Origin of the sequence: Micromonospora sp. NPDC047548 (assembly GCF_040642975.1) — a bacterium.
Classification (GTDB): domain Bacteria; phylum Actinomycetota; class Actinomycetes; order Mycobacteriales; family Micromonosporaceae; genus Micromonospora.
In genome coordinates, this window is sequence record NZ_JBEYTI010000040.1 from 24,286 (window position 1) to 50,449 (window position 26,164).

Annotated in this window: 24 protein-coding genes and 2 pseudogenes; 12 read left to right on the top strand and 14 right to left on the bottom strand. The window is 71.0% G+C overall.

The genetic code is table 11. The annotated features are described in order from the left end of the window. Positions 1 to 22 precede the first annotated feature (22 nt). Both ABZ807_RS27190 and ABZ807_RS27195 read left to right on the top strand, forming a co-directional pair. Positions 23 to 601, top strand: coding sequence for a LemA family protein (locus tag ABZ807_RS27190; protein ID WP_357163780.1), 579 nt, complete (start codon positions 23 to 25; stop codon positions 599 to 601). Between the two features lie 27 nt (positions 602 to 628). Next, complete coding sequence (locus ABZ807_RS27195; protein ID WP_357163783.1) at positions 629 to 2,077, top strand: hypothetical protein; 1,449 nt, start codon at positions 629 to 631, stop codon at positions 2,075 to 2,077. A 76-nt stretch (positions 2,078 to 2,153) separates the two neighbouring features. On the opposite strand, the gene ABZ807_RS27200 is transcribed toward ABZ807_RS27195, so the two are convergent. The 5 genes and pseudogenes from ABZ807_RS27200 to ABZ807_RS27220 form a co-directional block, all read right to left on the bottom strand. After that, positions 2,154 to 2,786 carry an ElyC/SanA/YdcF family protein gene (locus tag ABZ807_RS27200; RefSeq protein WP_357163786.1) on the bottom strand — a complete coding sequence of 211 codons (633 nt, stop codon included), beginning with the start codon at positions 2,784 to 2,786 and terminating at the stop codon, positions 2,154 to 2,156. Between the two features lie 343 nt (positions 2,787 to 3,129). Then, positions 3,130 to 3,756, bottom strand: coding sequence for an ATP-binding cassette domain-containing protein (locus ABZ807_RS27205; RefSeq protein ID WP_357163789.1), 627 nt, complete (start codon positions 3,754 to 3,756; stop codon positions 3,130 to 3,132). 462 nt (positions 3,757 to 4,218) lie between these two features. Continuing rightward, positions 4,219 to 5,955 (bottom strand): N-acetylmuramoyl-L-alanine amidase, encoded by a 1,737-nt coding sequence (locus tag ABZ807_RS27210; protein ID WP_357163851.1) that lies wholly within the window; start codon positions 5,953 to 5,955, stop codon positions 4,219 to 4,221. 87 nt (positions 5,956 to 6,042) lie between these two features. Continuing rightward, a pseudogene (locus ABZ807_RS27215) lies at positions 6,043 to 6,147 on the bottom strand (GNAT family N-acetyltransferase); the annotation flags it as partial. Between the two features lie 214 nt (positions 6,148 to 6,361). Continuing rightward, positions 6,362 to 7,042 carry a DUF305 domain-containing protein gene (locus ABZ807_RS27220; protein ID WP_357163792.1) on the bottom strand — a complete coding sequence of 227 codons (681 nt, stop codon included), beginning with the start codon at positions 7,040 to 7,042 and terminating at the stop codon, positions 6,362 to 6,364. 298 nt (positions 7,043 to 7,340) lie between these two features. Between ABZ807_RS27220 and ABZ807_RS27225 the strand changes: the two genes are divergently transcribed. Further along, a complete protein-coding gene (locus tag ABZ807_RS27225) occupies positions 7,341 to 9,113 on the top strand; it encodes a hypothetical protein (protein WP_357163795.1) in 1,773 nt (590 codons plus the stop codon). A gap of 62 nt (positions 9,114 to 9,175) precedes the next feature. Here ABZ807_RS27225 and ABZ807_RS27230 read toward each other — a convergent pair whose 3' ends face one another. The 3 genes from ABZ807_RS27230 to ABZ807_RS27240 form a co-directional block, all read right to left on the bottom strand. Continuing rightward, the gene (locus tag ABZ807_RS27230) at positions 9,176 to 9,637 is read right to left on the bottom strand and encodes a zinc-binding dehydrogenase (protein ID WP_357163798.1); all 462 of its coding nucleotides are present in this window, start codon (positions 9,635 to 9,637) and stop codon (positions 9,176 to 9,178) included. After that, the gene (locus ABZ807_RS27235) at positions 9,523 to 9,828 is read right to left on the bottom strand and encodes an alcohol dehydrogenase catalytic domain-containing protein (RefSeq protein WP_357163801.1); all 306 of its coding nucleotides are present in this window, start codon (positions 9,826 to 9,828) and stop codon (positions 9,523 to 9,525) included. Before ABZ807_RS27235 ends, ABZ807_RS27230 begins: the two co-directional genes overlap by 115 nt. Before the next feature lie 151 nt (positions 9,829 to 9,979). Beyond that, a complete protein-coding gene (locus tag ABZ807_RS27240; protein WP_357163804.1) occupies positions 9,980 to 11,182 on the bottom strand; it encodes a serine hydrolase in 1,203 nt (400 codons plus the stop codon). 151 nt (positions 11,183 to 11,333) lie between these two features. Here ABZ807_RS27240 and ABZ807_RS27245 point away from each other — a divergent pair, with 151 nt between their 5' ends. From ABZ807_RS27245 to ABZ807_RS27255, 3 genes are all read left to right on the top strand, one after another. Further along, complete coding sequence (locus ABZ807_RS27245; RefSeq protein WP_357163807.1) at positions 11,334 to 11,915, top strand: IS607 family transposase; 582 nt, start codon at positions 11,334 to 11,336, stop codon at positions 11,913 to 11,915. Beyond that, on the top strand, positions 11,912 to 13,291 hold the full coding sequence (gene tnpB, locus ABZ807_RS27250; protein ID WP_357163810.1) for an IS607 family element RNA-guided endonuclease TnpB: 1,380 nt from the start codon (positions 11,912 to 11,914) through the stop codon (positions 13,289 to 13,291). The genes ABZ807_RS27245 and tnpB overlap by 4 nt, the downstream gene beginning before the upstream one ends. Positions 13,292 to 13,417: 126 nt before the next feature. Continuing rightward, the gene (locus tag ABZ807_RS27255; RefSeq protein WP_357163813.1) at positions 13,418 to 14,824 is read left to right on the top strand and encodes an acyltransferase; all 1,407 of its coding nucleotides are present in this window, start codon (positions 13,418 to 13,420) and stop codon (positions 14,822 to 14,824) included. On the opposite strand, the gene ABZ807_RS27260 is transcribed toward ABZ807_RS27255, so the two are convergent. From ABZ807_RS27260 to ABZ807_RS27285, 6 genes and pseudogenes are all read right to left on the bottom strand, one after another. Next, the gene (locus tag ABZ807_RS27260) at positions 14,816 to 14,983 is read right to left on the bottom strand and encodes a hypothetical protein (RefSeq protein ID WP_357163815.1); all 168 of its coding nucleotides are present in this window, start codon (positions 14,981 to 14,983) and stop codon (positions 14,816 to 14,818) included. The two genes, ABZ807_RS27255 and ABZ807_RS27260, sit on opposite strands and share 9 nt — an antisense overlap. A gap of 120 nt (positions 14,984 to 15,103) precedes the next feature. Beyond that, positions 15,104 to 15,334, bottom strand: a pseudogene (locus ABZ807_RS27265) (MFS transporter); the annotation flags it as partial. A gap of 156 nt (positions 15,335 to 15,490) precedes the next feature. Beyond that, entirely contained in the window at positions 15,491 to 16,684 is a 1,194-nt protein-coding gene (locus tag ABZ807_RS27270; RefSeq protein WP_357163818.1) for a molybdopterin molybdotransferase MoeA, read from the bottom strand. Next, positions 16,681 to 16,938 (bottom strand): DUF6457 domain-containing protein, encoded by a 258-nt coding sequence (locus ABZ807_RS27275; RefSeq protein WP_357163821.1) that lies wholly within the window; start codon positions 16,936 to 16,938, stop codon positions 16,681 to 16,683. Before ABZ807_RS27275 ends, ABZ807_RS27270 begins: the two co-directional genes overlap by 4 nt. Positions 16,939 to 17,065: 127 nt before the next feature. Next, a complete protein-coding gene (locus ABZ807_RS27280; protein ID WP_357163824.1) occupies positions 17,066 to 17,506 on the bottom strand; it encodes a hemerythrin domain-containing protein in 441 nt (146 codons plus the stop codon). Between the two features lie 135 nt (positions 17,507 to 17,641). After that, entirely contained in the window at positions 17,642 to 18,448 is an 807-nt protein-coding gene (locus tag ABZ807_RS27285) for a DUF2249 domain-containing protein (protein WP_357163827.1), read from the bottom strand. Positions 18,449 to 18,470: 22 nt separating this feature from the next. Here ABZ807_RS27285 and ABZ807_RS27290 point away from each other — a divergent pair, with 22 nt between their 5' ends. The 6 genes from ABZ807_RS27290 (at position 18,471) to ABZ807_RS27315 (ending at position 25,738) form a co-directional block, all read left to right on the top strand. After that, positions 18,471 to 19,199, top strand: a complete 729-nt coding sequence (locus ABZ807_RS27290; RefSeq protein ID WP_357163830.1) for a helix-turn-helix domain-containing protein — start codon at positions 18,471 to 18,473, stop codon at positions 19,197 to 19,199. Then, entirely contained in the window at positions 19,196 to 20,323 is a 1,128-nt protein-coding gene (locus tag ABZ807_RS27295) for a hypothetical protein (protein ID WP_357163833.1), read from the top strand. Before ABZ807_RS27290 ends, ABZ807_RS27295 begins: the two co-directional genes overlap by 4 nt. Beyond that, positions 20,323 to 21,603 (top strand): hypothetical protein, encoded by a 1,281-nt coding sequence (locus ABZ807_RS27300; RefSeq protein WP_357163836.1) that lies wholly within the window; start codon positions 20,323 to 20,325, stop codon positions 21,601 to 21,603. Before ABZ807_RS27295 ends, ABZ807_RS27300 begins: the two co-directional genes overlap by 1 nt. Positions 21,604 to 21,605: 2 nt before the next feature. Continuing rightward, positions 21,606 to 22,952, top strand: a complete 1,347-nt coding sequence (locus ABZ807_RS27305; protein WP_357163839.1) for a multicopper oxidase domain-containing protein — start codon at positions 21,606 to 21,608, stop codon at positions 22,950 to 22,952. Positions 22,953 to 22,956: 4 nt separating this feature from the next. Further along, positions 22,957 to 23,712, top strand: coding sequence for a YwiC-like family protein (locus ABZ807_RS27310; protein ID WP_357163842.1), 756 nt, complete (start codon positions 22,957 to 22,959; stop codon positions 23,710 to 23,712). A 142-nt stretch (positions 23,713 to 23,854) separates the two neighbouring features. Further along, entirely contained in the window at positions 23,855 to 25,738 is a 1,884-nt protein-coding gene (locus ABZ807_RS27315; protein WP_357163845.1) for a Xaa-Pro dipeptidyl-peptidase, read from the top strand. Positions 25,739 to 26,164 lie beyond the last annotated feature (426 nt).

The following is a 26,164-nucleotide window of genomic DNA, read 5'->3' on the forward strand; positions in this document are numbered from 1 at the left end:
TGTTGGGCGAAGGGTGGCATCGGTGAGCTCAGGGATCCTGCTTCTGGCCGTGCTGGCTGTGCCGGTGTTGATCGTTGTGGTGGTGATCGGCTGGGCGGTAGCCGCCTACAACCGGCTGGTCCGGTTGCGTACCCAGGTACAAGCGTCCTGGGCGCAGGTCGACGTGCAGCTCAAGCGGCGGCGCTCGCTGATCCCCAACCTGGTGGAGACGGTCAAGGGCTACGCGGCGCACGAGCGCGGCACTCTGGAGGCGGTCGTCGCGGCCCGGTCCGCCGCGGCGGGCAGCGCCGGCCGGGGCCCGCAGGAGCAGGCCGGCGCGGAGAGCGTGCTGACCCAGGCGTTGGGCCGGCTGTTCGCCCTCGCCGAAGCGTATCCGCAGCTCAAGGCCAACGAGAATTTCCTGGCCCTGCAGTCCGAACTGTCCGGCACCGAGGACAGGATCGCCTACGCGCGGCAGTTCTACAACAGCGCCGTGCAGTCGCTCAACGCGGCGGTGCAGTCGGTGCCGACCAACGTCATCGCCAGCATCGGCGGCTTCCACATCGAGCCGTACTTCGAGGCGGCGGGTGACGAGCGTGCGGACGTGTCGGTCCGGTTCTGACCGGACGGCGCGGGATCGGGTGACACAATGATCAACCTGATGGTGGAGTTGGGTCTGCCGGCAGTGAGCCTGGCGCTGTGGCTGGCCGCGTACGCCGGCGCCCGGGTGCTGACCCGTCCCGCCGCGGTACCCGCCGGCCCGGCCATGATGGACCTGCCCGGCGCGGAGCCGCCGGCCGTGGTGAGCCTGCTGGCCAACCGGTGGGAGTTCACCGTCGACGCGGCGGAGTCCACGTTGTTGGACCTGGCCGCGCGCGGCCACCTCGAGCTGCGCCAGGCCGGCGCGGATCCGCGGCACACCACGGTGCACGTCACTGGCGGGCCTCCGGCGCAACTGACCGCGTACGAGAAGCAGGTTTTCGACCGCGTCGTGGAGCGCGCGGTCGGTGGCGTGGTCCCGTTGACCGCGCTGGGCTTCGCCGATGCCAGCCGCTCCGCTACCTGGACCCGCCGATTCCGGCTCGCCGTGATCGCCGACGCCCGCCGGTCAGGCCTGTCCCGGCGGCGGTTCTCGCCGGCCATCGTGACCGCCCTGTCCGTGCTCGCCGGCTTCGCCGCCGCCGGCGTCACCACCGGAGCGGCGCACTACCTGCACCGCGACAACGGTGACTTCGGCGCTGTTCCCGGATTGTTCCTGGTCGTCACCGCAGCCCTGTGCGGCGTCGCGGCGAAGGTCGGTGGCGAGCGCGACACCGCAGCCGGTCGGGCGGTCGCGGCCCGCTGGCTGGGCGTACGCGCCTGGCTGGCCGCGCACGAGTCGTTCGCCGATCTCCCGCCCGCGGCGGTGGCCGTCTGGGGCCGGTATCTGCCCTACGGCGCCGCGCTCGGCGTCACCCGGGTGGCGAGTCAGGTCATCGACCTCGGGATGGCGGACCGCAAGCGGATCTGGTCGTCCTACACCGGGGGGTGGCGGCAGGTCAGCGTGACCTATCCCCGCATGCTGCCCCGCTACGGGCAGCGGCTCGGCTGGATTGTCTTCCGGGTGGCCATCGCCGCCCTCATCGGCTGGACCTTCGCCTCGCCCAGGGACCTGTGGCACAGGTTGTTCGACGCGGATGTGGTAACCGTCGGGTTCACCGTGGTCGGGCTCGCGCTGCTCGGGTACGCGGTCTACACCGGGGTGCGGGTGCTGCTCGACGCCGTCGCGCCGGCGACGATCACCGGCGAAGTGTTGTGGCACCAGGTGTGGCAGACGCGCGAGGTCGGCAGCGACACCAGTCGGCGTCGTATCCCGAGCCTCTACCATCTGGCCGTCGACGATGGACGCCTCGACCGGACGCGAGCGTGGATCCTGCCGGCGGAGATCGCCGACCGCTGCCGGGTCGGCGACGTACTCACCGCCCGGGTCCGGCCGTGGACCCGGCGGGTTCTCGGCGTCGACGTGCGGCGGCGCGGATCCGACTGGTCGCAGCAGGAGGTGACCGCAGCCAGCGGCGAGGCGTCGACTGGGCTTCCCCCTGAGATGTGGACACCCTGAGACTGGACGCTGCTCCAGAGGAAGGGGTGTCCCGATCTCGACTCCCGTCGCGCCCGGCTGCCGGTGTCGGCCGTCGTCAGCCGTCCCGGAGGGCGTCGTCGATGCCGGTCTCGCGGCGGCCGAGATGGACCGGGTCCCGGCCGGTGAGCAGGTCCAGCGCCGCCTTCACGCAGGCGCCGTGCTCGCGGGTGGAGCTGATCCACCACTGCCGGGCGTACCGCTTGGCGGTCTCGTCGCCCACGCCGTTGGCGTCGATGCCGAGGCGCCGGCACAGCGCCACAGCCCGGGGCAGGTGGAAGGACTGGGTCACCACGGTCGCGCGCGTCACCCCGAAGATCCGCTTCGCCCGAGCGCACGAGTCGTACGTGTCGAAGCCGGCATGGTCCAGCACCACCTTCTGTGCCGGCACGCCCCGGTCGACCAGCCAGCGCAGCATCGCGTCGGGCTCGTTGTAGTCGGCGTTCATGTTGTCGCCGGACACCAGGATCGCCCGAACCTTGCCGCCGTCGAACAGCCGCTGCGCGATCTCCAGCCGGGCGGCGAGGAACGGTGATGGCGTGCCGTCCGCGCCCACCTTGGTGCCCAGGACCAGGGCGACCGGCGCGTCCGGCACGCCGGCCTCGCTGTAGATGTGGCCATCCGCGCCACCGCGGATCCACGCCACGCTGGCCACTGTGCCGCCGCTCACCAGCACCGCACCGACGACCATCGCGAGGAGCGTACGGCGGACGACCCGCCTGTGCTCCCCGTACCACCGTCCGACCGTGGCGAATCGCCTCCGCATGCCGCGGGATTATTCCTGTTCTGCCGCCCCGCCGGTACTGACGGGCGCCGGCCGACCTCTACCCGGGGTGTGTCGTTGCCGGGGGGTCAGGGGATCGTCGGTTCGAATCCGGCCGTCCCGACACAGCTCAGAAGGCGCACCCGATCGATGGGCGTGCTCTCTTGTCGTCACTGGGTGGTCGACTGAGGGGCCAGCCCTCAGCGTCGAAGAACCCGTCCACGGCAACGGCACCACTCAGGAGCGCCGGTCGCAGTTGGTGCGGCGAACGCTATTGGTGACGGTAGACGCCCAACGATGACTGGGCCGTGGCCCGCGAGAACCTGATCGTCGTCCTCCGCGGCGCCATCGTCCGCGGGGGCCTGGCTGTCTTCACGGCGTCGCCCGGTGCGCCGCGAAGCCGGGCTCTGCCGTCGAGGCGGCTGACGCGGCGTTCGAGCCGCAGCGGCTGGGACGCCCGCTGCGGTGAGAGTCCGGCGGGGTAGGAGTCGCGGATGCGAGCGATCTCGGCGGTGGTCAGTGGACGGGCAGGCTGCGCAGTAGCACGCCGTCGATGTCGGCAGCCTTTGGCAGGCACCCGGCTCAGGTCCACCATCAGCTGCAGGTTCTCCCGCCCGGTCAGCAACTCGTCCACCGCCGCGAACTGACCGGTGACCCCGATCGCCGCGCGCACCGCCTTGGCCTGGGTCGCGACATCATGTCCGGCGACGCGTACCGTCCCACCGTCGGCTTTCACCAACGTGGTCAGCACGTTCACCGTCGTCGTCTTACCCGCCCCGTTCGGGCCGAGGAGGGAGAAGACCGTGCCCGCACGGACATCCAGATCGATGCCGTCGAGCACGACCTTGTCCTTGTAGGCCTTGCGCAGTCCTGAGACTGCAATCGCTGGACTTGTCATGCAACCACCATGGGCGCCCGGCCTGTCACCCGCCTGACACGACCCTGACACGGCGTTCTACCTCGGCACATCGAATGGCCATCAGCCCCGCGCGCCTGCCGGGTTCCAGCGGCTGACCCTGCGCCGGCACCTGGTACCGATCGGGGAAGGTCCGAATACCAGGTGTGCGAGAGGTGCCGGTGCGGCTACCTCAAGAAGGTCAGCGTCGACGGGGCCGCCCCAAGGACTACGGGATCGGCACCGCGCCATACTCAAGCTGTACCAGCAGGACCAGGGCCTCGCCTGGTACGCCATCAACCAGTACGACACCGCCGGCACGGGAGCCGGCGTCCGCCCGCTGGTCGCGGAGACGCCGGCTCCAGTCCGCGGGATACGTCAGTACTCGGCGACGAAGTAGCCCGCCCGACGAGGACGCCGCTCGCCGTCGGCGCGTGGCGGCCACCAGCGCCGCCCACGCGTCGGTCAGCGCGTCCCCCTCTCCGCCTTGAAGGTCGGCAGGGTGGTGTCGCCGACGACGGCCTGCGCGGTGGTGGTGGCGGTCCACCCCAGCCGGTGCACGCCGCGGATCTGCAGGGTGTGTGCGCCGGGCGTCACCGTGACCCTGGCCGAGCGGGCGGTGCCCGCCGTGGTGACCACCACCTTCCCATCCACCAGTACCTCGAAGCTGTTGATGAGGGCACTCGGCGTGCCCACCGACCAGGAGGCGGTGAACGAGCCCCGGGTGTGGTAGGTGGTGCCGGACTTGCGGCCGGTGAGGCCGGTGAGTGCCAGGCCAGACATCATGGCCGCCTTGGTCCGGATCCCGCTCAGCTGGGCGTAGAGCGAGTCGCCCGGGCACTCCGTGGCCACCGCGTCCCGGTGACCGGAGATGCGGTTCATCACCACGGACTCGCCGAGGTCGTACTTGCCGTCGACCCCGGACACCAGGGTGACCCTGCCGTACGGGTCGTTCCCGTACTGGCCGAGCTTGGACGCCGCGACGTGCGCGATGGCGTCCTGGACGACGGTGGGCGCGCCGGAGGTGATGTACGTCCCGAGTACGGCGATTGCGGCGGTGTCGGTGTTGAAGCCGTAGGTGTGCGCCCCGGTTACCGGCTTGTCGATGCCGCCCTTGCGGCCCTCGAAGACCACGCCGCACTTGTCGACGAGGAAGTTGTAGCCGATGTCGTTCCAGCCGTTGCTCTTGACGTGGTAGACCTCGATGCCCCGGACGATGGCCGCCGAGTCGGCGCAGCTGTAGCTGTTGGTGCCGGCCGTGTGGTGCACGAAGAACGCCTTGACCGTGGTCCCGTACGTCGGCGGGTAGAGCACGATCGACTCGTCGGCCTTCCACCCGGCGCGGGTGACCACCTTCGGCGTGAGGATCGGGTTCGGGGCCGTGGTGGGGCTGGGCGACGCGCTGGGGGAGCTGGTCGTGGGCGCGGGCGCCGAGGTGGTGGTGGGCGCGGGCGCGGTGGTCTCGGCCGGTGCCGGGGCGGTGGTTTCGGTCGGTGTCGGGGCGGTGGTCTCGGCCGGCGCCGTCGTGGTGGTGCTGTCGGTCGGTGCCGGCTCGGTCGTCGTGGTGTCGGTCGGCGTCGGGTCGGTGGGGGTGGGTTCCAGGGCCTGCACCTCGGCGACCGGCTGGAGGTGCCCAGGGCGGACCTGCCCGGCGCCGGCCGCGCCGGCCTTGTGGCGCTTCGGCTGGCCCGGATCGACCAGTTCCAGGCGCAGTCCGGCGGGGAGCCGGTCGCTGCTGCGGCCGCCGGCGGCCTTGGCGCGTACCTCGACCCCGTCGGAGGGACCGACCCAGAGCGGGTCCGTGCCGCCGCGCGCCTTTCCGGAGGTCGCCTCCGCGCCGGGCTCCGGTCCGAAGTGGTTGTCCAGATCCAGCGGCAGCCAGTCCGACCAGCCGCCATCGACCGCCCGGGTACGGACGGAGATGGCGCCCTTGAAATCGATCTTCGGGTTCGCCCAGGTCACCCCGACCATGGCGAAGTGGTCGGTGTCCCGCTGCGGGATGGTCATTTCGCGGTCGTTGGCGGCCGGAAAGTCCACGGTGTGCAGCGCCGTGGTGACCGGCGCGTCTGCGGCGGCCCATTCGGTCCCGTCCTCGCCGAAGCCCACCGCGACCAGGCTGACCGTTCCGGCCACGGCGGTGGCCACCAGCGCGGCCCCGATGCCGGCCGTCCGGCGGCTCCAGCGGATCCCCGTCAATTTCACAGTTGAGTCCCTCCGAAATGATCTCACTGGAGGGATCAGCGCAATCAATGTCCAGACCGTTACACGCGTGGGCTGATCCGGCGAATCGGGGGTGTGCGGGCTGCCGTCCTCGACGTACTCGGCGCCGCTGACGGTGAAGCCGTGCCCGGCGTAGCAGCCCGCCAGGTGGGTCTGGGCCTCCAGCACCCAGGGCACGCCGGCCACTCGACGAGCAGTGGCAGGCGGCAGCCCTGTCATACGCCAACCGGTCGAGCAGCCCCTCAAGTATGGTCCACTGTACGTATATGCAGGTAAAAGGCCCGTTGCCGGAGTAGCCGGTAACTGGCCTCGCCGTTCCTGCCCCTTACTTTGGGAGCAATTTGGGGGCAGCGCCCGTGGGTCGTATCCACTACCTGCGATCCAGGGACTACTTCGCGGTGGCTAGCGCCTCACGCATCCGGTTGATCTCGGCCCCCTGCTCCACGGTGACGCTGCTGGCCATCTCGTTGATGATGCCATCGGTGCCGAGCCCCAGCACCTCGCCCGCCATGTCGACTGCGCCTTGATGATGTTCGATCATCATGGTGACGAACATTCGGTCGAACTCGGCGCCTCGGGCGGCGGTGAGAAGATTCAGTGCCTCCGTCGACTGCATGCCGGCCATGCTGTGCTGGTGGCGGCCACCAGATTTCCGGTCCAGGCCCCGGTCCGTCAGCCAGGTTTCCAGCGTCTTGATCTCCGGTTCCTGGGCCGCCAGGATCCGGTCGGCGATGATCTTGAGTTGCGGGTTCTCTCCCCGGTCCGCCACCAGCCTCGCCATCACGAGCGCCTGCTCGTGGTGCGGAATCATCATCGTGACGAACCGGACGTCGGCGTTGTTGTGTGACGGGCGCGGCAAGGGCGACACCTCGTTCGCCGGGGCGGTCTTCGCCGGCTCGCCGGGACGCCCCGGCATCAGCACCGGTGCGGTGGCGTCCGGCAGGCCGGGCAGGGCGAGCGATTCCGGCGGGCTCGCCTTCGTCGCCGGTTTTGGGTCGTCCTCGGGCAACCAGAGGGCCGCCGCGGCCCCAACGGCCAGCAGGGCGAGCACGGCCAGCTCGATCAGCACAAACGCCCGCGAGCGCCCGAAAAACGCCCGGATCCGTACACCTAGCACAACCTGACTCCCGCCGTCCGCCGAAGGTTGGCCGGGATGGTAGCGCGGGCCTGACCTGCGACGGGAGTTTCGTGAGCAGTGAAAGGTGTCATTGGCCCCACCTGCGGCAATTCGTGCCGTCGCACCGCCGCTCGTGTTGCCGAACCGAGATCGTAATCCGGCGCCGACTGTGGTCTGCATCACAATTTCCGGGTCGGGGCCAGGTTATCGTGCCGCTACCCTGCTCACCCATGACGAAGGGTGTCACTACATGTCCGAATCAACCCCACGAGGGAGCCGAGGGCTGGCTATCAGCCTGGCCGCCACAGGTGCCCTTCTCCTCACGGCCGTCGTGGCGGCGCCCGCGAGCGGCGCCACCGAATCGGCGGAAGGTGTAGACGTCTGCGAGTCGTTCCGGGCTGCCGGAGACAACTTCGCCGAGTACTGCATCGCTGAGGAGGCGGCCAACGAGGTGGCCGCCACGTACACCATTCCGGGTGTCGACGAGATCTCCAGCAGCCCCAACATCGAACTGATCTCCAACATCCCGAAGTTCGGCGGGTTCGCCGCCGAGGGCGCGTACAACTCGGACCTGGCCTTCCAGGGCAAGTACGCCTTCGCTGGCAACTACGAGGGCTTCAACGTCTACGACATCAGCAACCCGAGCTCGCCCCAGGTGGTCAGCCAGGTGGTCTGCCCCGGCTCGCAGGGCGACCCGTCGGTCATCGGCAACCTGCTGTTCTTCGCGGTCGACCAGTCGCGGACCAACGACTCGTGCAGCAGCGCGGTCGGATCCGTGACCCAGGCGACCTCCTGGGAGGGCGTCCGGATCTTCGATATCAGCGACAAGGCGAACCCGCAGTACATCAAGTCGGTCCGGACCGACTGCGGCTCGCACACCCAGACGCTGGTGCCGAGCAAGGACGGGAAGACCGCCTACATCTACGTCCAGTCGTACGGTCCTCCCGCGAACGGCAGCGGGTTCTACTGCAAGCCGCCGCACGACAAGATCTCGATCATCAAGGTACCGCTGGACAACCCGACCAGCGCCTCCGTGGTGGCCACCCCGGTCCTCTTCCCGGGAACCACCGGCGCGAACTCCACCAGCGGCTGCCACGACATCACCGTCTACCCGGAGCTGGACCTGGCCGCCGGCGCCTGCATGGGTGACGGCGTCCTGTTCGACATCTCCGACCGGGAGAACCCGGTGATCCTCAGCCAGGTCCGGGACACGAACTTCGCGTTCTGGCACTCGGCCACGTTCAACAACGCCGGCACCAAGGTGGTCTTCACCGACGAGCTTGGCGGCGGTAGCAGCGCGATCTGCACCAGCAGCTACCGGGCGAACCAGGGCGCGGACGCGATCTACGACATCGTCGGCTCCGGTGCCAACCGCCAACTGGTCTTCAAGAGCTACTTCAAGATCCCGCGGCTGAACACCACCCGCGAGAACTGCGTGGCCCACAACGGGTCGCTGATCCCGGCGATGGGCCGCGACATCATGGTCCAGGCGTGGTACCAGGGCGGCGTCTCGGTCTGGGACTTCACCGACTCGGCCAACCCGGTCGAGATCGCCTACTGGGAGCGGGGCCCGCTCTCGACCACCCGCAACATCCTGGGTGGGGCTTGGTCGACCTACTACCACAACGGGTACATCTACTCGAACGACATCCAGAAGGGCTTCGACGTCCTCAAGCTGGACGACCCGCGTACGAACAACGCGCGGGCCGTGGCCTTCGGTGAGCTGAACGTGCAGACCCAGCCCAGCTACCCGGCCTGCACCACGGTCATCAGCAACCGCGTGAACGGTGGCCTGGACGTCAATTCCGGCATCACCTGCCTCGACGGCGTGACCGTCAACGGTGCGACCAAGGTCGCTCCGGGTGCCGGCCTGATCGCCTTCAACTCGACCCTCAACGGCTCGGTCACCGCGACCGGCGCTTCCGTGGTGTCGATCGTGGAGAGCAATGTCAACGGCTCGGTGAACGCCATCGGCGCCACCCTGCGGGACAGCAAGGTCACCGGATCGGTGGCGACGAGCTGATCCACGGCCCGTCAACGGCACAAAAGCTCCGGCCCAGCGGATTCCGCTGGGCCGGAGCCCTCTTACTCCACGCTGCCCTGACCTGCGGGCTTGCCTTTCCTGCAGGTCAGAGTCGGTGCAGCGTCCTGCTTCACACCGAAGAGGTCACTGGTTCGAACCCGGTACGCCCACCGTCCGCGCCGTCGCAGGCCTTCGATCGAGGCGGTGCAGGTGGCGTGACTGCCCAACGCGTCGAGCGACAGGTGGGCGCCGCCGCCGGTTGCCTCCCGAACGGCGGCGGCCACCGCGCCGGGTCCGGTGAGGGCTCTGCCGTCCAGACAGATCGTGGCCCCGCAGCTTCTGGCCAGCTCGAGTGCGCCGGGGGCGACGTCGATGGCCACGACCTGCGCGCCGCACGCGACAGCGATCATCACCGCGGAGAGGCCTCCGCCGCCGCAGCCGTGCACCGCCACCCACTCGCCCGCGGCGACCCGCCCCTGGCTGACCACGGCCCGGAACGCCGTGGCGAAACGGCAGCCGGGCACTGCCCACAGGCGCAGACGAAGGGCGCGGTGACCCGGTCGCCGGGCCGCCAGCCGCGTACGCCAGCGCCGACCGCCGTGACGACGCCGGCGTACTCGTGGCCGGGGACGTGTGGCGGGCGGATGTCCGGATCGTGTCCCTGCCAACCGTGCCAGTCGCTGCGGCACAACCCACCCCGCCGGACCCGCGGCATTTGCCGTCAAAGGTCTGTCGAGCACGTACCGGCCCGGCCGGGTCGGTACGAAGCTGAAGTCGCGCACGACCACCGAGGTGGCCACCGGAGCGAGCACCCGGACCAGGCCGGTCAGATCCCGGGACACGCGCGGATGTGGGGAGTGGGCTCCCTACCGTTGGCTGGCTCCTCGCCGCGCATCCTTGCGCCGCCACGGGGTCGCCAGGATCAGGACGGTCAGTACGAGGGCAGCGCCGATGCCGAGGCCGGTGGGCACGGAGAATGATGACGATTTCCCGGCCCCGCCATGTTGCTCGCCTTTGACGGGGACCGCGGGATGGTCGTGCTTCGTGTCGTCGGGTGCGACCAGGCGGCCGACGGACGCGTCGGGAGGAAGTGCGAAGCCCCAGTTGAGCAGGGCTGCCGCCTCTCCCAGACTCCCCAGCGGCGCGGTCTCCGCTCCGAGCAAGGTCACCGCGAGCCGTCGGCCGTCGCGTTCAGCCACGCCGACGTACGTCTGCCGGGCCAGGTCGGTGAAGCCCGTCTTCCCCCCGAGCGTTCCGGGGTAGTGGCCCAGCAGCGTGTTGTCGTGGGTGATCTCGAATGCCGGGTTTCCCGGCTGTGCCGGTATCTGCGCCACCGTGGTTGCCATGTATCGCCGAAAGTCTTCCCGGGCGAAGGTGGCCCGCGCGATCAGCGCGAGGTCGTACGCGCTGGTGTACTGGTCGGGGCCGTCCAGGCCCGAGGGCGTTGCGGCGTGGGTCTGGTTCGCGCCCAGCCGCCGCGCCTCGTCGTTCATCGCCTGCACTCCGTCCTGTCCACCGCCGCCGCCGACGCGAGCCAGCACGTTGGCCGCGTCGTTTCCCGATTTGAGGAGAAGCCCCAGCCACAGGCTCTCGATCGAGTACCGGCCACCCTCGACCACTCCCATCAGCGAGCTGGCCGGATCGAGATTCTGCAGATCCGCCCGGGTCACCTCAACCATCTGAGCCGGATCGAGGCGGGGCATCAGGGCCGCCGCCAGCAGCAGCTTCTGCACGCTGGCTGGTGTTCGGTGCTCGTGGGGGCCGCACCCGCCCAGGACCTCACCGCTGTTCAGGTCCGCCACGAGCCACGAGGTGGCCGTCACTGCCGGCGCCATCGGCGCACCCGCAGGAATGGCCAGTCCTGACGTCGCCAGCGCCTGCCCCCCGACCGCCCCCTGGCCGGGGTCGACCGGTGGCGGCGACGGTCTGGCGGGCGGGGGCACCGGCGGCTTCACGGCTGGGCATGGCAGGTACGGCGCGGCTGCCGCCCGCGTTGCTGGCACGACTGAGACAGCGGGGAGAACCAGGATGGCGCTGAGCGTGACGGCAGTAACCCGAAAGTTGGTCACGTTAACGTACGGTAATCCCTGGCAAGGCCGGGGCGGTCCGATTGGCGAAACCCCGCAGGTGCACCACGGTGCGTGAGTTCTGTCAGGAAGGGGTGGCAACTGCTGACGTCTCAGTTTGCTTTAGTGCTCGTAGGGCGGCTACAGTGACGTGGTGAATTTGAAGGAATGGGCGGCAGCGACCGGAATCTCGTATGCGACCGCGCGGCGCCGCTATGAGTCCGGCTCTCTGCCCGTTCCCACGTACCGGCTCGGTCGGCTGATCATGGTGGGTGAGCCGGTCACCGGCGCAACGTCAGTTGATGCCGGTGAGGTCGTGGTGTACGCACGGGTGTCATCGGCCGATCAGAAAGCCGACCTGGACCGGCAGGTTGCCCGGGTCACCGAATGGGCTACCGGCCAGCACCTCGCCGTCGCCCGGGTGGTGACCGAGGTTGGCTGCGCACTCAACGGGCACCGCGAGAAGTTCCTCGCACTGCTGCGTGACCCGGCCGTGTCAACGATCGTGGTCGAGCACCGAGACCGGTGTGTTCGCTTCGGCGCGGAGTACGTCGAAGCTGCCCTCGCCGCGCAGGGCCGCCGGCTGCTGGTGGTCGACCCGGCCGAGATCGACGACGACCTCGTGCGCGACGTCACCGAGATCCTGACCTCGCTGTGCGCCCGCCTGTACGGGCCCCGCGCGGCAGCGAACCGTGCCCGCCGGGCGGTCGAGGCCGCCACCGAGGACCCGGCGTGAAGACGATCCAGGCGTACCGGTACGCCTTCGACCTCACCCCGCCGCAGGAACGCGATGTGCGCGCGCATGCCGGGGCAGCTCGCGTCGCACACAACTGGGCGCTCGCCCGGGTCAAGGCCGTGATGGACCAACGCGCCGCCGAACGCACCTACGGCATCCCGGACGACCGGCTCACCGAGAGCGTGTCATGGTCGCTGCCCGCTCTACGTAAGGCGTGGAACGCCGCGAAGGACGACATCGCCCCATGGTGGCGGGAGTGCTCGAAGGAGGCGTTCAACACCGGCCTGGACGCCCTGGCGCGTGGGTTGAAGAACTGGGCCGACTCCCGCACGGGTAACCGTAAGGGCCGACCGCCCGGTTTCCCGAGGTTCAAGTCCCGCCGCCGCACCACCCCCAGCGTGCGGTTCACCACCGGCACCATCCGCGTTGAACCCGACCGTAAGCATGTGGTGTTGCCCCGGCTGGGCCGGTTGAAGCTGCACGAGTCGGCCCGAAAGCTCGCCCGCCGCCTCGACAACGGCACCGCCCGGATCATGTCCGCCACAGTGCGACGTGACGGCGGACGCTGGCACGTCTCGTTCACCGTGGAGGTCGAGCGCGCCGAACGTGTATCGGCCCGGCGAGACAGCGTGGTCGGTGTTGACGTCGGCATCAAGCACCTGGCCGTACTGTCCACCGGCGAGCTGGTCGACAACCCGCGTCACCTCGTGCAGGCGCACGGCAGGATGCGAACGCTGGGACGGGCCCTGTCGCGTAAGACCGGCCCGGACCGGCGCACCGGACGGCGCGCGTCGAACCGGTGGCAGCGGGCCGCGAACCGGCTCGCACGCGTTCACGCCCGAGTGGCAAACCTGCGCCGCGACGGCCTGCATAAACTCACCACCCGCCTCACGGCCGAGCACGCCACGATCGTGATCGAAGACCTCAACGTGACCGGCATGCTCGCCAACCGGCGACTCGCGAAGCACATTGCCGACGCCGGATTCGCCGAGATTCGCCGCCAACTGGCGTACAAGACTGAGTGGAACGGTGGTCGGCTTGTCGTGGCCGACCGCTGGTACCCGTCATCCAAGACCTGCTCGGGTTGTGGTGCAGCGAAAGCCAAGCTGGCCCTGTCCGAGCGTGAATACCACTGCGAAACGTGCGGCCTGGTCATGGACCGCGACCGCAACGCCGCCGCGAACCTGGCCGCCCTGGCGGCGCAGTTCGACACCGCCGGGAGTGGCCCGGTGGCAGGACGTGGAGCCGACCAGAAGACCCGCGTACGCGGGCAGGTGGCCGTGAAGCGTCAACCCGGCACGGCATCCGCCGGTCAGACCGGGACCGTCCCACCGCAAGGCGGGACTACCAATCGTGTGCTCACTAAAGCGCACTGAAAGGTAACGGCTGCAGAGAACCCGCCCCACGCCGCTCGCCGGTGAACTAGCGTGGCCTCAGGGTCAGGGTGATGTTGCTGCGGTTGCGTACCTCCTTCCGGCAGCCGTTTGGCTCAGGAGCAACTTATGGGTCGCCTGCGAAAACTCGCCGAGCTGACGCCGCCCGGGCGGGTCCGTTACGTCGATCTGCTCCGGGCGTTGGCGATCACCCTGGTCGTGCTGGGCCACTGGATCGACACTGTCATCGTCTACGACCATCCCGGCCATCTCACCGGCTACTCCGCACTATCCGAACTGCACGGGCTCCGACCGCTCACCTGGATCTTCCAGGTCATCCCGGTCTTCTTCCTGGTCGGCGGCTTCGCCAACGCCGCCTCATTGACCAGCCACCGGGCACGCGGTGGCACCGCCACCGAGTGGTTGTTGGACCGCAGCACCCGGCTGATCCGCCCGACCACCGTGCTGCTCGTCATCCTTGCTGCCGGCAGTCTGCTGGCGCGCCTGATCGGCGTAGATCCGGCCGAAATCAGGACAGCAGTCTCGTTCGCCACCCTCCCGCTGTGGTTCCTCACCGCCTACGTCGCCGTGGTGGGGCTCACCCCGATCATGCATCCACTGCACCGTCGCTACGGGTTCGCCGTACCGCTGGTGCTGGTGGTGTTGGTGGCCGCCGGCGATCTCGGACGGCTCTTCGGCCCCGGTCCATTGTCCGGTGGCAACTTCCTCTTCGGCTGGCTGGCCATCCACCAGATCGGCTTTGCCTGGTACGACGGAGTCACCACGGCGGCAGGAGCAACCGACGACGCGAAGGCTGACCTGCGGAGCGGGCGCAGCGGACTGTTCGCTCACCGGCTGCCATTGAACCGGCCAGCCGGGGCAGCCCTACTGATCGTGGGTCTGGTCGCGTTGCTGCTGCTCAGCGTCGTCGGCCCCTATCCGGTCAGCATGCTCACCGTGCCCGGCGAACGGCTGGACAACACTTCGCCACCGAGCCTGGCGCTACTCGCCCTGGCCACCCTCCAGCTCGGGGTGATCCTGCTTCTGTACCGCCCAGCCGAACGCTGGCTGCGGCGCCAACGTCCCTGGCGGGCGGTGGTCGCGGTGAACGCCGTCGTCCTGACCATCTTTCTGTGGCACCTGAGCGCCGTGCTGCTACTGACCGGCGCGCTCGTTGCGGCGCACTGGCTGCCCGCCCCTCCCGTCGGCACCGCGAGCTGGTGGGCCTGGCGGGTGCCCTGGGTGCTGACGCTGACCGTGATTCTGCTGGCACTCGTCGGCATCTTCGGCCCGATCGAGGCACGCACCGGGCGCCACGAGGACCGCGAACGGAAGGAGACGGGCCGGTCGAGTGCCGTCCGCACCATGCTCGTCGCCGGCGGTTACGCGGCTGTGGTACTCGGCCTACTGATCAACAGCATGGTCCGAATGTCGACACCCGAGCCGCTGGGGATACCACCGATCACATTGGTGGCCTACCTGGCCGGGGCCGGCACCCTACGGCTACTCAGATCAGCCGGGCGACACCTACCTTGACCCGCTGCCACAAGCATCAGGCACCGCCTTCCGGCACCGCGTCCAGCCTACGGCCAGCGCTTGATCGCGGATTCCTCGGTTGTGCAGGCTCATGATCGCGAGCTGGGCGGCGATGTCGGCGGCCGCCGTCGAGCCGGGCTCGGTGTAGATCGTCGTCATCGCTGTGATGCGGTAGGTGACACCGCTCGCCGCTGTCGCGATGCGACGTTCGCCACCCCCTGGCTGAAGTCCGGCTCCGAGCGTTTGCGGCGAGGTGGCTCAGCGTCTTCCGCCCGACGGTCAGGCGACGCGCCTGGCGAGGCCGCCCATCTTCACCGCGGTGAATACCGCGGCGGCCAGCGCGACATCGGAGAGCAGCATCAGGCCGATGGCGTACGAGCCCTGCGACCCGTACACCCAGCCCATCACCAGCGGTGGGACGAAACCGCCGAGGCCGCCGGCGGCACCTACCAGGCCGGTGACCGCACCTACCTGGTCGGCGGGGGCGACCTTGCCGACGAGGGCGAACACCGCGCGGATCGTGGTGCCGAGGCCGGGGCGGCCTCAAGGATTTGCGGATTCCGCTCTACCGGTTTGAGCCGCGACCCGCCGATCCGGCCCGGGCAGGGCCGGAAGTCCCGCCCCGGCACACGTCGACCGGCCAGATGCTGCCGGCCCGGGCGGGAGCTATGGCAGGGTGAGCAGGCCCACGCCGTCGCCGGGCTGCCACCCTGGGAACACGACAGCGAAGGCATCGGCGGTTGCGGCTGCGCCCAGGTAGCCGGGATGGACGCCCTCGACGAGCCGCAGCTGTCCGTCCCGGCGTCGTACGGGCACGATGCGGGTGTTCCGGTCGTCCAGACGCAGTGGACCGGCCAGCACCGCCGCGTCGAGCTCGGCCAGGGACCGACCGGCGAGAGCCGCGAGCAGGGGGTCGACCAGAGTGAGCGCGGCGACCAGCGCGGCGTAGGGGTTGCCCGGCAGCCCGACGATCCATCTCGGCCCGACCTGCGCCAGGACCTGAGGGTGTCCCGGGCGGCACGCCACGCCGTCGACGTGCACCACGGCGCGGAGGCGTCGCAACGAGGAGTGCAGTCCGTCCGCGGGGCCCACCGACGACGCCCCACAGACGATCGTCACGTCGGCGTCGGCAACGCTGTCCGCGATCGCCTCGGCGAACCGGTCGGGGTGGTCGCCGACCATCCGGGAGTCCAGCACAACCGCTCCCCAGGCCGACAGGAGCGGGCCGAGCATCGGTCCGATGGCGTCCCGGACCCTGCCCCACCGGGGCAGACCGGCGTGAACCAGCTCGTCTCCGCTGATCACCAGCCGCACCCGGGCCCGGGCGCGGACAGTGAGCATGTCGAGTCCCACGCTGGCGGCCAGCCCCACCGTCGTCGGGCTGACGCGCGAGCCGGCCGGTGCGAGTTCCTGTCCGGGCTGGGCGTACTCACCGGCGCGGCGGATGTGCCGGCGGTCGCCCGGGGTCGCACGCACAACGTCACCGGTCCGGTCGGCGGCCTCGTAGGGCACGACGCGGTCCGCACCGTCCGGCACGGGAGCGCCGGTGGCGACCTCGACGGCGGTGTGCGCGACCAGGGATGCGGCGGTGTGGGTACGCCCGGCGAGGATACGGTCGACGACCCGCCACGGACCGTCACCGCGGACCGCGTACCCGTCCATGGCGGAGTTGTCGAAACCGGGCAGCGGAACCGCCGCACGTAGCGGAGCCGCCAGGGCACGTCCGGTCGCGGCCGCGAGCGGCACCGACTCCTCCGGCAGCGCCGCCGGCAGCGTTTGCGCCAGCATCCGGGCCGCCGCCCACTCCGTGGCCGGTCGCGCGGCATGGTCGTGGCGAGGGCGGCCGGGTGCGATCGTCACGGCGCCTCCCGGGCCTGCGCGTCCTGCGGAACCAGCGCGGCGACTGCGACGCGGGCGGCGGTGGGGTCGGCGCCGCGGCCGACGGCCACCCCGATGAGGTACGCGGCCAGCGGCGCCGCCGGCCGCTGGACCCCGTGTGCCACCTCTCGGACGACGTTCAGCACGGCGCGGGTGTCTTCGGCCGACAGCGTGTCGAGGTCGAGTGCCGCTGCGGCCCGAGCGAGCCACTCATCCAGCTGGGGACCCGGGATCATCAGTTCTTCTCCTTCGTCAGTGATGAGTGCGGCTCACTGCCCGGCTCCCTCCCAGACCCGAAGGAGGTGTCCGCCGCCGCCGACATTGAGCCCACGGGCGACGGGCGGCGGGTCGGTCGTGGTCGACCTACCCGGGCGTGCCGGCCGTCGGGGTGATCCGGTCCCAGGCCGGGATTGGCAGCGCGATCACCGCGGCCGGGAAGAGCCCGTGCTCCTCGTTGTCGATGTGCCGGTGCAGCCGGTCGAGGGCGGCCAGCACCGCCGGCCAGTCCGGTGCCGTCCGGTCGACGGCACCGAGCACGCCGTGGATGTCGTCGTGCTCGGCGCAGAGCTTCGCCACGGCCTCGGCCAGGCTGCCCTCGGCCCGCAACTCCGCGAAGAGTCCCTGCTCCTCGGTGCTGGTGTGCGGCACCAGCAGGGCGAGCAGGGCGTCCAGCGCCGGCAGGGCATCGTCACCGCCGGCCCGCACCGCGGTGCGGAGCCGGCCCGCGGCGTTCGCGATCGCCTCGTGCTCGGCGGAGAGCCGGCCGATCAGCGGGAACTCCCGACAGCCGCAGTAGTTGCACACGAGCGCTCATCTCCTCACCGGCGTGGTCCTCGAGGGCCATGGTGCGTACGGCGTCGGCACCGCCGGCAGGGCCGGACGGCCCGGTACGCCGGGACGGCAGGCCCTGACCCACCGTCCCGGCGCCCGGCAGACTGCTCACACGGTGACCGGCTCGCGGGACAGCCGGACCTGCCACACGTCCGGTCCGTCCTGCAGCCACTCGGCGGTCATGCCACCGTCGTAGCGGGCCTCGACCTCGGCCAGCAGCGGCCGGGGCGCGTGCGGGGCGACCAGCACCAGCGCCCCGCCAGCGGGCAGCGCGTCCAGCGCCGCCAGCACCTGTGCGTGGCGCAGGTCGTGCGGCAGCAGCCGGACGTCCAGCCGGGGATCGATGCTCAACGTCGGGGCCGGAGCGTCGGCGGGGGCCCGGTCGCCCCCGCAACCGCAGGTACCCCCGCCGCAGCCGCCCTTCACCGACACCTCCGAGGAGCCGAGCAGATCGTGCATGCCGTCCAGCAACGTCGCCAGCGAGACGTCGGCCGCGTCCACCAGCAGCGGGACGACCAGGTCGTTCTCCTTGGCGAGGTGGATGGCGAAGAGCGCGGCGAGGGCGCGCGCGGCGGCGGCGAGGCGCACCGGCCGGTCGGTGGCCTCCAGCTCCGTGACCAGACCGGTGATGGCGCGGTGCTCGTCGAGCATCCCCCGCACCAGCAGTGCGGCCTCGGCCCGGTCACCGGCGGCGGGGTACAGCGCGGCCTCCTCGGCGTACGCGTGCGGCACCAGCTCGTCGCGGAGCCAGCCGACCAGCTCGTCCCGGTGCCGGATGGCCCGGGCCTCGTCGCCGCGGTCGGCCGTGTCCAGCAGGTCGCCCACGTGCCGTTCGAGGACGGCCGCGAGCTGGGCGTGGTGCTGGACGATGGCCTGCGCAGCCTGGCGGTCAGCCGTGGAGCGTGAGGCGGACATGGAACCCTCCAAGGTTTTGCGGATGAACGACGTTGTAACGTTACCTATCGTGGAAACCCAGAGAACAGGGCCGATCGGCGAGACGATCGACTCCCACCGCCACCGGGCGCTCGGCACCGCCAGCCGGGCCTCGATCCTGGAGATGGTGCGCGCCGCCGACGCCGGCATGACCATCGCGGAGGTGGGGGAGCGGACCGGACTACACCTCTCCACCGCCCGCACCCACCTCGACCGCCTGGTCGACGCCGGGCTGGTGGTCAAGGCGCGGGCCAGCGGCGGCCAGCCCGGACGGCCCGCCTGGCGCTACCGGGCGGCCGTGGCGGAGGCACCCGCCCCGGCGCCGTACCGGGCGCTCGCCGCCGCCCTGCTCGACCACCTGTCCCGCCGCGACCGCGGCGACGTCCGGGCCGAGGCCACCCGCGCCGGCCACGGATGGGGACGCCACCTCGCCGCCGCCACCCCGCCCGGCGAAGACCCGGTCGACACCCTGCTCGACGTCCTGCGCGGGCTGGGCTTCAACCCCCGTCGGCACGAGACGGCCGACGGGGCGACCGAGGTCCACCTGCACACCTGTCCCTTCCTGGAGCTGGTCAACCGCAACCCCGACGCGATCTGCGCGCTGCACGTCGGCGTGGTGCGGGGCGTGCTCGACCACGCCGGCGCCCCGCCGGCCGGCGCCGTCCTGGAACCCTTCGGCGCGCCCGACGCCTGCGTGGTGCGGCTGGCCCTCCCGTCGCACGAGCCGGCATGAGCTCCCGGCCGATCGGCGTCCGCTGGCGGCTTCCCGTCCTCGCCGCCGGCGGTTTCGCCCTGCTGACCGGCCTCTACGCCGCACTGCTCCTGCTCGGCCTGCCGGTGCCCGCGCCGCACGCGCCGCTGGAACAGGTGCACGGCCCACTGATGGTGCTCGGCTTCGTCGGCACCCTGGTGGCCCTGGAACGCGCGGTGGCGCTCGGGACCCGATGGGCCCTGCTCGCGCCCGCCTGCTCCGGCGCCGGGGGGCTGGCGCTGGTGCTGACCGGGCCGAGCCTGCCCGGCCGCCTGCTGCTCATGCTCGCCTCGGTGCTGTTGCTGCTGATCTACCAGCGGCTGTGGCGGCGGCAACCCGGCCCGGCCCTGCTGGCCCAGGCCGCCGGCGCGCTGAGCTGGTACGCCGCCACCCTGCTCTGGCTCGCCGGCCTCAGTGTGCCCGAGATCGTGCCCTGGCTGACCGCCTTCGTGGTGGCCACCATCGCCGGGGAGCGGCTCGAACTCGCCCACGTCACCCTGCCCCGGAACGGTGCCCGCTGGTTCCTCGCCGCACTCGCCGCGCTGATCGCCGGGGCCACCGCCACCGCGCTGTGGCCGGCCATCGGGGCGTACCTCTTCGGGGTCGGCCTGCTCGCGACGGTGGCCTGGCTGGCGGTATGTGACGTCGCCCGCCACACGGTGCGTGCCGCCGGCCTGCCCCGCTACGTCGCCGCCGGGCTGCTCACCGGTTACGCCTGGCTGGCGCTGGCCGGCCTGCTCTGGGCCGGCGCCGGCCCCGTCACCGACGGCGCCCGCTACGACGCCACCCTGCATCTGGTCTTCCTGGGCTTCACCATGTCGATGATCTTCGCGCACGCCCCAGTGATCCTGCCTGCGGTGCTCCGCCGCCCGCTGCCCTACCGACCCTGGCTGTACGCCCCGCTGGCCCTGCTGCACGCCACCCTGGCGGCCCGGATCCTGGTGGGCGACGCGTTCGACGTGCAGTCCGTGTGGCGCTGGGCCGGCGTCGGCAACGTCCTCGCGGTGCTCGGCTTCGTCGGCTGCGTCATCGCCGCGACGCTCGGCGCCGGCCGGCAGCAGACCCGGACGGCGGCCGCCCCGCCGATCGTGGCGGCGGTGCGGTGATGGCCCACCCGCTCGGCATCTCTGCCTCGACCGGCCCCGCGTCCGCGTCCGGCGAGTCGACCCCTGCCGCGCCGACCGGCCCGGCTGCCGCCGGCACCGGGCGGGCCGCCTGGCACGGGCGGGTCGCGGCGCTGCCGTTGGCCTACCTGGCCGGGCTCGTCGTGCTCGCCTTCGCCCATCCCTTCCTCCCGGCCTGGCGCTGGACGGCCATCCACCTGCTGCTGCTCGGCGCGGTCAGCAACGCCATCGTGGTGTGGAGCGCCCATTTCGCCGCGGCGGTGCTGCGCACCCCCGCCCCGGATCGTCGGCGCGCCGAGGCGGCCCGGCTCGCCACGCTCAACGCGGGCGTGCTGGCGGTCCTCGTCGGCGGGACGGTCGACCGACCGTGGCTGGGCGTGGGTGGCGCCGCACTGGTCTTCGCCGCGGTGGCCGCCCACCTGGTCGGGCTCGCCCGCCGGCTGCGCCGCGCCCTCCCGGCCCGCTTCGCCGTCACGGTCCACTACTACCTGGCGGCGGCCATGGCCCTGCTCGCCGGCGTGCCGGTCGGCGCCTGGATGCTGGTAAGCGACGACAGGCTCCGCCCCCGGCTGCTGCTCTTCCACGCGCATGTCAACCTGCTCGGCTGGGTGACGCTGACCGTCCTCGGGACGCTGCTGACCCTCTGGCCCACCGTGCTGCGCACCCGGATGGCCGACGGGGCGGTCCACGCCGCCACCGTCGCGCTGCCAGTGGCGGTGACCGGTCTGGTCCTGCTCGGCGTCGGCGTGCTCGCCTGGTGGCGGGTCGTCGCCGCAGCCGGGTTGGCCCTGTTCACCCTCGCCGCGCTGTCGGCCCTGCGCCCCGCGCTGGCCGTCGCGCGTGTCCGCCCCCCGTACGCCTTCGCGGGCTGGTCGCTCGCGGCAGCCGCCACCTGGCTCCTGGTCGCCCTCGCCGTGGACGCCGCGATGCTGCTGTCCGCCACCGACCCCGCCGCCGCCGCGGACCAGTTCCACGCCGTGCTGCTCCCACTGCTGGTCGGCTTCGTCGCGCAGGTCCTCATCGGATCGCTGACCCACCTGCTGCCCATGGTGCTCGGCGGCGGACCCGGGCCGCTGCGCCGTCGCACCGCCCTCCTGGAGCGGCACGGCCCGCAACGCGTCGCGATGGCCAACGCCGCCCTGGTGGTCTTCGCCCTGCCCACCCCATCGTTCGTCCGCATCACCACCGCACTGCTGATCCTCGCCGCGCTGGTGCAGTTCCTGGTGCCGGCCGCCCGGGTCCTGCTCACCACCAGGAGGTAACCGTGTCCGCGCACCCCGAGGCCCGTGCTCCCCGCCCACTCGGCGGGGCCGCCGTCGGTCTCGCCCTCGTCCTCGTTGCCGTCCTCGTCGGGGTGGCCGCGCAACGTGTCTCCGACGGCGCGCCAGCCCCGGCCGCCGCGGATGCCGTCGCACCGACCGGACACACCACCACGGTCACCGTGGTGGCCGACGGGATGCGCTTCCACCCCGATTTGATCGACGTGCCACCGGGTGACCGACTGGTCATCGAGCTCGTCAACCGTGACCACCGCCGGCACGACCTCGTCCTCGACTCCGGGGCGAAGACGCCGCTGATCGCGCGGGGCGGCACCGCCCGCCTCGACGCGGGCGTCATCGGAGCGGCAACCCAGGGCTGGTGCTCGCTGCCCGGCCACCGGCAGGCCGGTATGACGCTGCAGATCAAGCTGACGGGAGCGGTGGCAGCGGGATCCCGGACCGGGCCGGCCGGCCCGACGACACCGCGTCTCGATCCGATGGCCGACCCCGGCGCGGCCTTCGTCGCCCGGGACGCCGCCGCGCCGGCCACCCCGCCCGGCCGGCTGCACCGGCGCGAGCTGCACATCAGGGAGGTCCAGCGGGAGGTCGCGCCCGGTGTACGGCAGCGGCTGTGGACCTTCGACGGCAGCGTGCCCGGACCGGTGCTGCGCGGCAGGGTCGGCGACACCTTCGAGATCACCCTGGTCAACGAGGGCACCATGGACCACGGCATCGACTTGCACGCCGGCGCCGTCGCCCCGGACGTGGTGATGCGCCCGATCGACCCCGGCCAGCGGCTCACCTACCGCTTCACCGCCACCCGGGCCGGCATCTGGATGTACCACTGCTCGACCATGCCGATGCTGCACCACATCGGCAACGGAATGTACGGCGCGGTCATCATCGACCCGCCCGACCTGCCCCGCGTCGACCGCGAGTACGTCCTCGTGCAGTCCGAGCTCTACCTCGGCCCGGACGGCGAGCCCGGCGACCTTGCCAAGATGCAGGCGGAGCGCCCCGACGCCGTCGTCTTCAACGGCTACTCCGCCCAGTACGCCCACCGACCGCTACCCGCTCGCGCCGGCGAACGGGTCCGCGTCTGGCTGCTCGACGCCGGCCCCAACCGGGACAGCTCCTTTCATGTCGTCGGCACGCAGTTCGACGCTGTCTACCGGGAGGGGCGCTGGGAGAGCCGACCGACCGACCCCGGCGGAGCCCAGGTGCTGGCACTCGCTCCGGCCGCTGGCGGCTTCGTGGAAATGGTCTTCCCAGCGCCCGGGCACTACCCCTTCGTCAGCCACGCCATGGTCGACGCCGAGCGCGGCGCCCGTGGCGCCTTCGAGGTGAGGTGACGCCATGTCCACCGCCGTCAACACCGCCCGACCGGTGAAGCCTCGTCGCCGGATCCGCCGCTTCGTGCCGCCGCAGCACGGAGCCTGGGCGATGCTCCTGCTGCCGTACGCCGTCGGCGTCGCGCTGGTCGGCCCGCGCTGGCCGCACCTGCCGCTGCTCGGGGCCTGGCTGGCCGGTTACCTGCTGTCGTACTACGCCTTCCAGGCGATCAAGACCCGTCGACCGCGCCGCTTCGCCGATCAACTGCTGGCCTACGGCCTGGTGACGGCACCACTCGCGGTGGCCGTGCTGCTCGCTCGGCCAACGGTGCTCTGGTACGCCCCGATCTACGCCGTGCTGCTGACGGTCAACGCCGGGTACGCCTGGCGGCGGCGGGAGCGGGCCCTGCTCAACGACCTCGCCTCCGCAGCGCAGAGCTGTCTGCTGGTCTTCGTCGTGGCCACCATCTCCGGGGTGCCCCTCGCCGATGTCGTCCCCGCGTTCCTGGCCCTGGTGCTGTACCTGGTCGGCACCGTCCTCTATGTCAAGACCATGATCCGGGAACGTGGGGATGCCGGCTACCTCCGCCTCTCCATGGGCTTCCACGTGGTCGCTCTGATCGCGGCGGCCTGGCTCGACATGCTGCTCGCCCCGGTCTTCCTGCTGCTCCTGGCCCGGGCGGTGACCCTGCCGGCGCGGCGGCTCCGGCCGGTGCAGGTAGGGGTGATCGAGACCGTCTGCTGCCTGCTCGTCCTCGTCGTGGTGCTGATCGCGCTCTAGGAAGTCATTGTGGACGGAACGCTTGTCGCCGCCGTGAGGTCATCGACGGGAACGCCGGCCGGACTTAGCATGTGGGCGAATGGACCTTCGGGGTCCATCTCTGGCCGACTCCGGCCACCAGCCCGACCGAACGGAGACGCGCGTGCGTCGACCCCCCTATCTGGCGCTGCTCGGCGTCGGCCTGTCCGGCGCACTGGTGCTGAGCGCAGCCCCGGCACCAGCGGCGGCCCAGCCTGCGGCCACCACACCACCAGGCATTGTGGTCAGTGACGGAATGACCCAACCGGTGTTCTCGCTCGCCGACGCGATCGAGGAGCGGGTGTACGTACAGACCCTCGTCGACACCGACCACGACGGCCGCCTCGACCGGGTGGCGATCGACATCTCCCGGCCCCGGGAAACCGCCACCCAGGGCCTCAAGGTGCCGGTCATCTTCGAGCACAGCCCGTATCGCAAGGGCACCTGGGGCAGCGTGCCGTACCCGAGTGTGCTGGTGGACGACCTGCCGCAGAACGGCGCGACTGGCCGCTCCGGTATGCGGACGCTCGACGTGGAAACCCAGCGTGCGGTGGCGAAGGCCAACCTGCCCGGCTCGCTGGACGACTACTACGTGCCGCGCGGGTACGCGGTGGTGCTCGGCCAGAGCGTCGGCACCGGCGACTCGGACGGCTGCCCGACCAGCGGCGACCAGGCGGAGACGCTCGGCACCAGGGCGGTCATCGACTGGCTGAACGGGCGGGCGGAGGGGTACGACGCGAACGGCGAACCGGTCACCGCCGGCTGGACGACCGGTGCGGTCGGCATGACCGGCGTCTCCTACAACGGAACGCTGCCCAACCAGGTGGCCACCACCGGGGTCAAGGGACTCAAGACCATCGTGCCGGTCTCCGCGATCAGCAGTTGGTACGACTACTACCGGGCCAACGGTCTGGTCGTCGCGCCCGGGACGTACCAGGGCGAGGACACCGACATCCTGGCCCAGTACACCGCCGGCCGGGCTCGGGCCGAGGGGCCCTGCGCCGACGAGATCGCCAGGATCACCCAGGAGCAGGATCGGGTCACCGGCGACTACTCGAAGTTCTGGCAGGATCGCGACTACCTCGACGCCCGGGACGTGGAGGCGAGCGTCTTCGTCGTGCACGGTCTCAACGACTGGAACGTGAAGACCGAGCACTTCGCTGGCTGGTGGGACGAGCTGGCCAAGCGTGACGTTCCGCGCAAGATCTGGCTGCACCAGGGTGGGCACGGTGGCCCGGGCAGCAACGCGTCAGTGACCCTGCCCGATGGCCGGACCTGGACCTACAAGCAGACCGAGAACCGCTGGTTCGACTACTGGTTGTGGAACGTGGGCAACGGGATCATGGACGAGCCGACCGCGGTGCTGCAGCGGGAGGACCGGGTGTACACCACGTACGCCAACTGGCCCGACCCGGACGCCCATGAGGTCGCGCTGACGCTGGCCGCGACCGACGCCATAGACCCGGGCACGCTCACCTCGGCCAAGCCGCCGAAGGTCAAGGTCGAGCAGAGCTTTGTCGACGAGGGGCGGACCATCCACCCGCGCACCCTGGTGGCCAACCCGGACACGGCGAGCCCGAACCGACTCGCCTACCGCTCCCCGGCGCTGACCCAGAACGTCCGCATCTCCGGACGTCCGGAGATGCGGCTGCGGATGGCGATCGACAACAAGCCGGACGCGAACCTCACCGCGTACCTGGTCGACTACGGCCCGGCCGGCTCGACCGCCGCGCCGATCGTGGTGACCCGGGGTTGGATGGACCCGCAGAACCGCAAGGACTCGTCCCGCACCAAGGCGGTCAAGCAGGGCAAGCTGTACGACTACCGGTGGACCCTGGAGCCGAAGGACTACATCTTCCAGGCGGACCACCGGATCGGCGTGGTCGTCTTCTCCAGCGACCAGGAGTACACCCTGCTGCCGCTCGGCGGCACCGAGTTGCGGGTCGCGCCGAATGACAGCGAGCTGCGTCTGCCGGTGGTCGGGGGACAGGCCGTACTCGGGTTCTGAGTCGGTCCTGCCGAACCGGTGAGACTGACCGGTAGCTCCAACTGACCTGCGGGTTGGCCGAAGCATCCATCGAAGTGGGGCAGTCCGAGGCATCGGACTGCCCCACTTCGCGCTCATTCCCGTAGCTCTGTTTCCTGTCAAGGGTTTTCGCGGCCCTCATTACCGGGAGTGTCCACAGCGGCTCGATCGGGCGGGCGCGACAGGAGTAGGACCTGCTGGTCGAAATGTTTCGCCACTCGTCGGATGATCGGCCGCGGGCCGCACCGTAGCGTCGGTGCAATTCACCTCGCACCGGACTGATTGCTGAACGTGACAGCGAGGCGAGCGCTGCGATCGGCGCGGCGGATCGCTGCGGCGGTCGTGGATCGGCGCTGCATGCTGTCTTTTCCGACCCCCGAAGGGAGCAGTTGTGCCCCTGATTCCTCG

Bases quoted from the DNA above. Each gene is read 5' to 3' on its own strand.
- ABZ807_RS27255 (WP_357163813.1), top strand. From the start codon at position 13,418: ATGGGTCGCCTGCGAAAACTCGCCGAGCTGACGCCGCCCGGGCGGGTC.
- ABZ807_RS27285 (WP_357163827.1), bottom strand. From the start codon at position 18,448: ATGTCCGCCTCACGCTCCACGGCTGACCGCCAGGCTGCGCAGGCCATC.
- ABZ807_RS27195 (WP_357163783.1), top strand. From the start codon at position 629: ATGATCAACCTGATGGTGGAGTTGGGTCTGCCGGCAGTGAGCCTGGCG.
- ABZ807_RS27275 (WP_357163821.1), bottom strand. From the start codon at position 16,938: ATGATCCCGGGTCCCCAGCTGGATGAGTGGCTCGCTCGGGCCGCAGCG.
- ABZ807_RS27225 (WP_357163795.1), top strand. From the start codon at position 7,341: ATGTCCGAATCAACCCCACGAGGGAGCCGAGGGCTGGCTATCAGCCTG.
- ABZ807_RS27290 (WP_357163830.1), top strand. From the start codon at position 18,471: ATGAACGACGTTGTAACGTTACCTATCGTGGAAACCCAGAGAACAGGG.
- ABZ807_RS27260 (WP_357163815.1), bottom strand. From the start codon at position 14,983: ATGACGACGATCTACACCGAGCCCGGCTCGACGGCGGCCGCCGACATC.
- ABZ807_RS27300 (WP_357163836.1), top strand. From the start codon at position 20,323: ATGGCCCACCCGCTCGGCATCTCTGCCTCGACCGGCCCCGCGTCCGCG.
- ABZ807_RS27310 (WP_357163842.1), top strand. From the start codon at position 22,957: ATGTCCACCGCCGTCAACACCGCCCGACCGGTGAAGCCTCGTCGCCGG.
- ABZ807_RS27295 (WP_357163833.1), top strand. From the start codon at position 19,196: ATGAGCTCCCGGCCGATCGGCGTCCGCTGGCGGCTTCCCGTCCTCGCC.
- ABZ807_RS27205 (WP_357163789.1), bottom strand. From the start codon at position 3,756: ATGACAAGTCCAGCGATTGCAGTCTCAGGACTGCGCAAGGCCTACAAG.
- ABZ807_RS27200 (WP_357163786.1), bottom strand. From the start codon at position 2,786: ATGGTCGTCGGTGCGGTGCTGGTGAGCGGCGGCACAGTGGCCAGCGTG.
- ABZ807_RS27235 (WP_357163801.1), bottom strand. From the start codon at position 9,828: ATGCCGCGGGTCCGGCGGGGTGGGTTGTGCCGCAGCGACTGGCACGGT.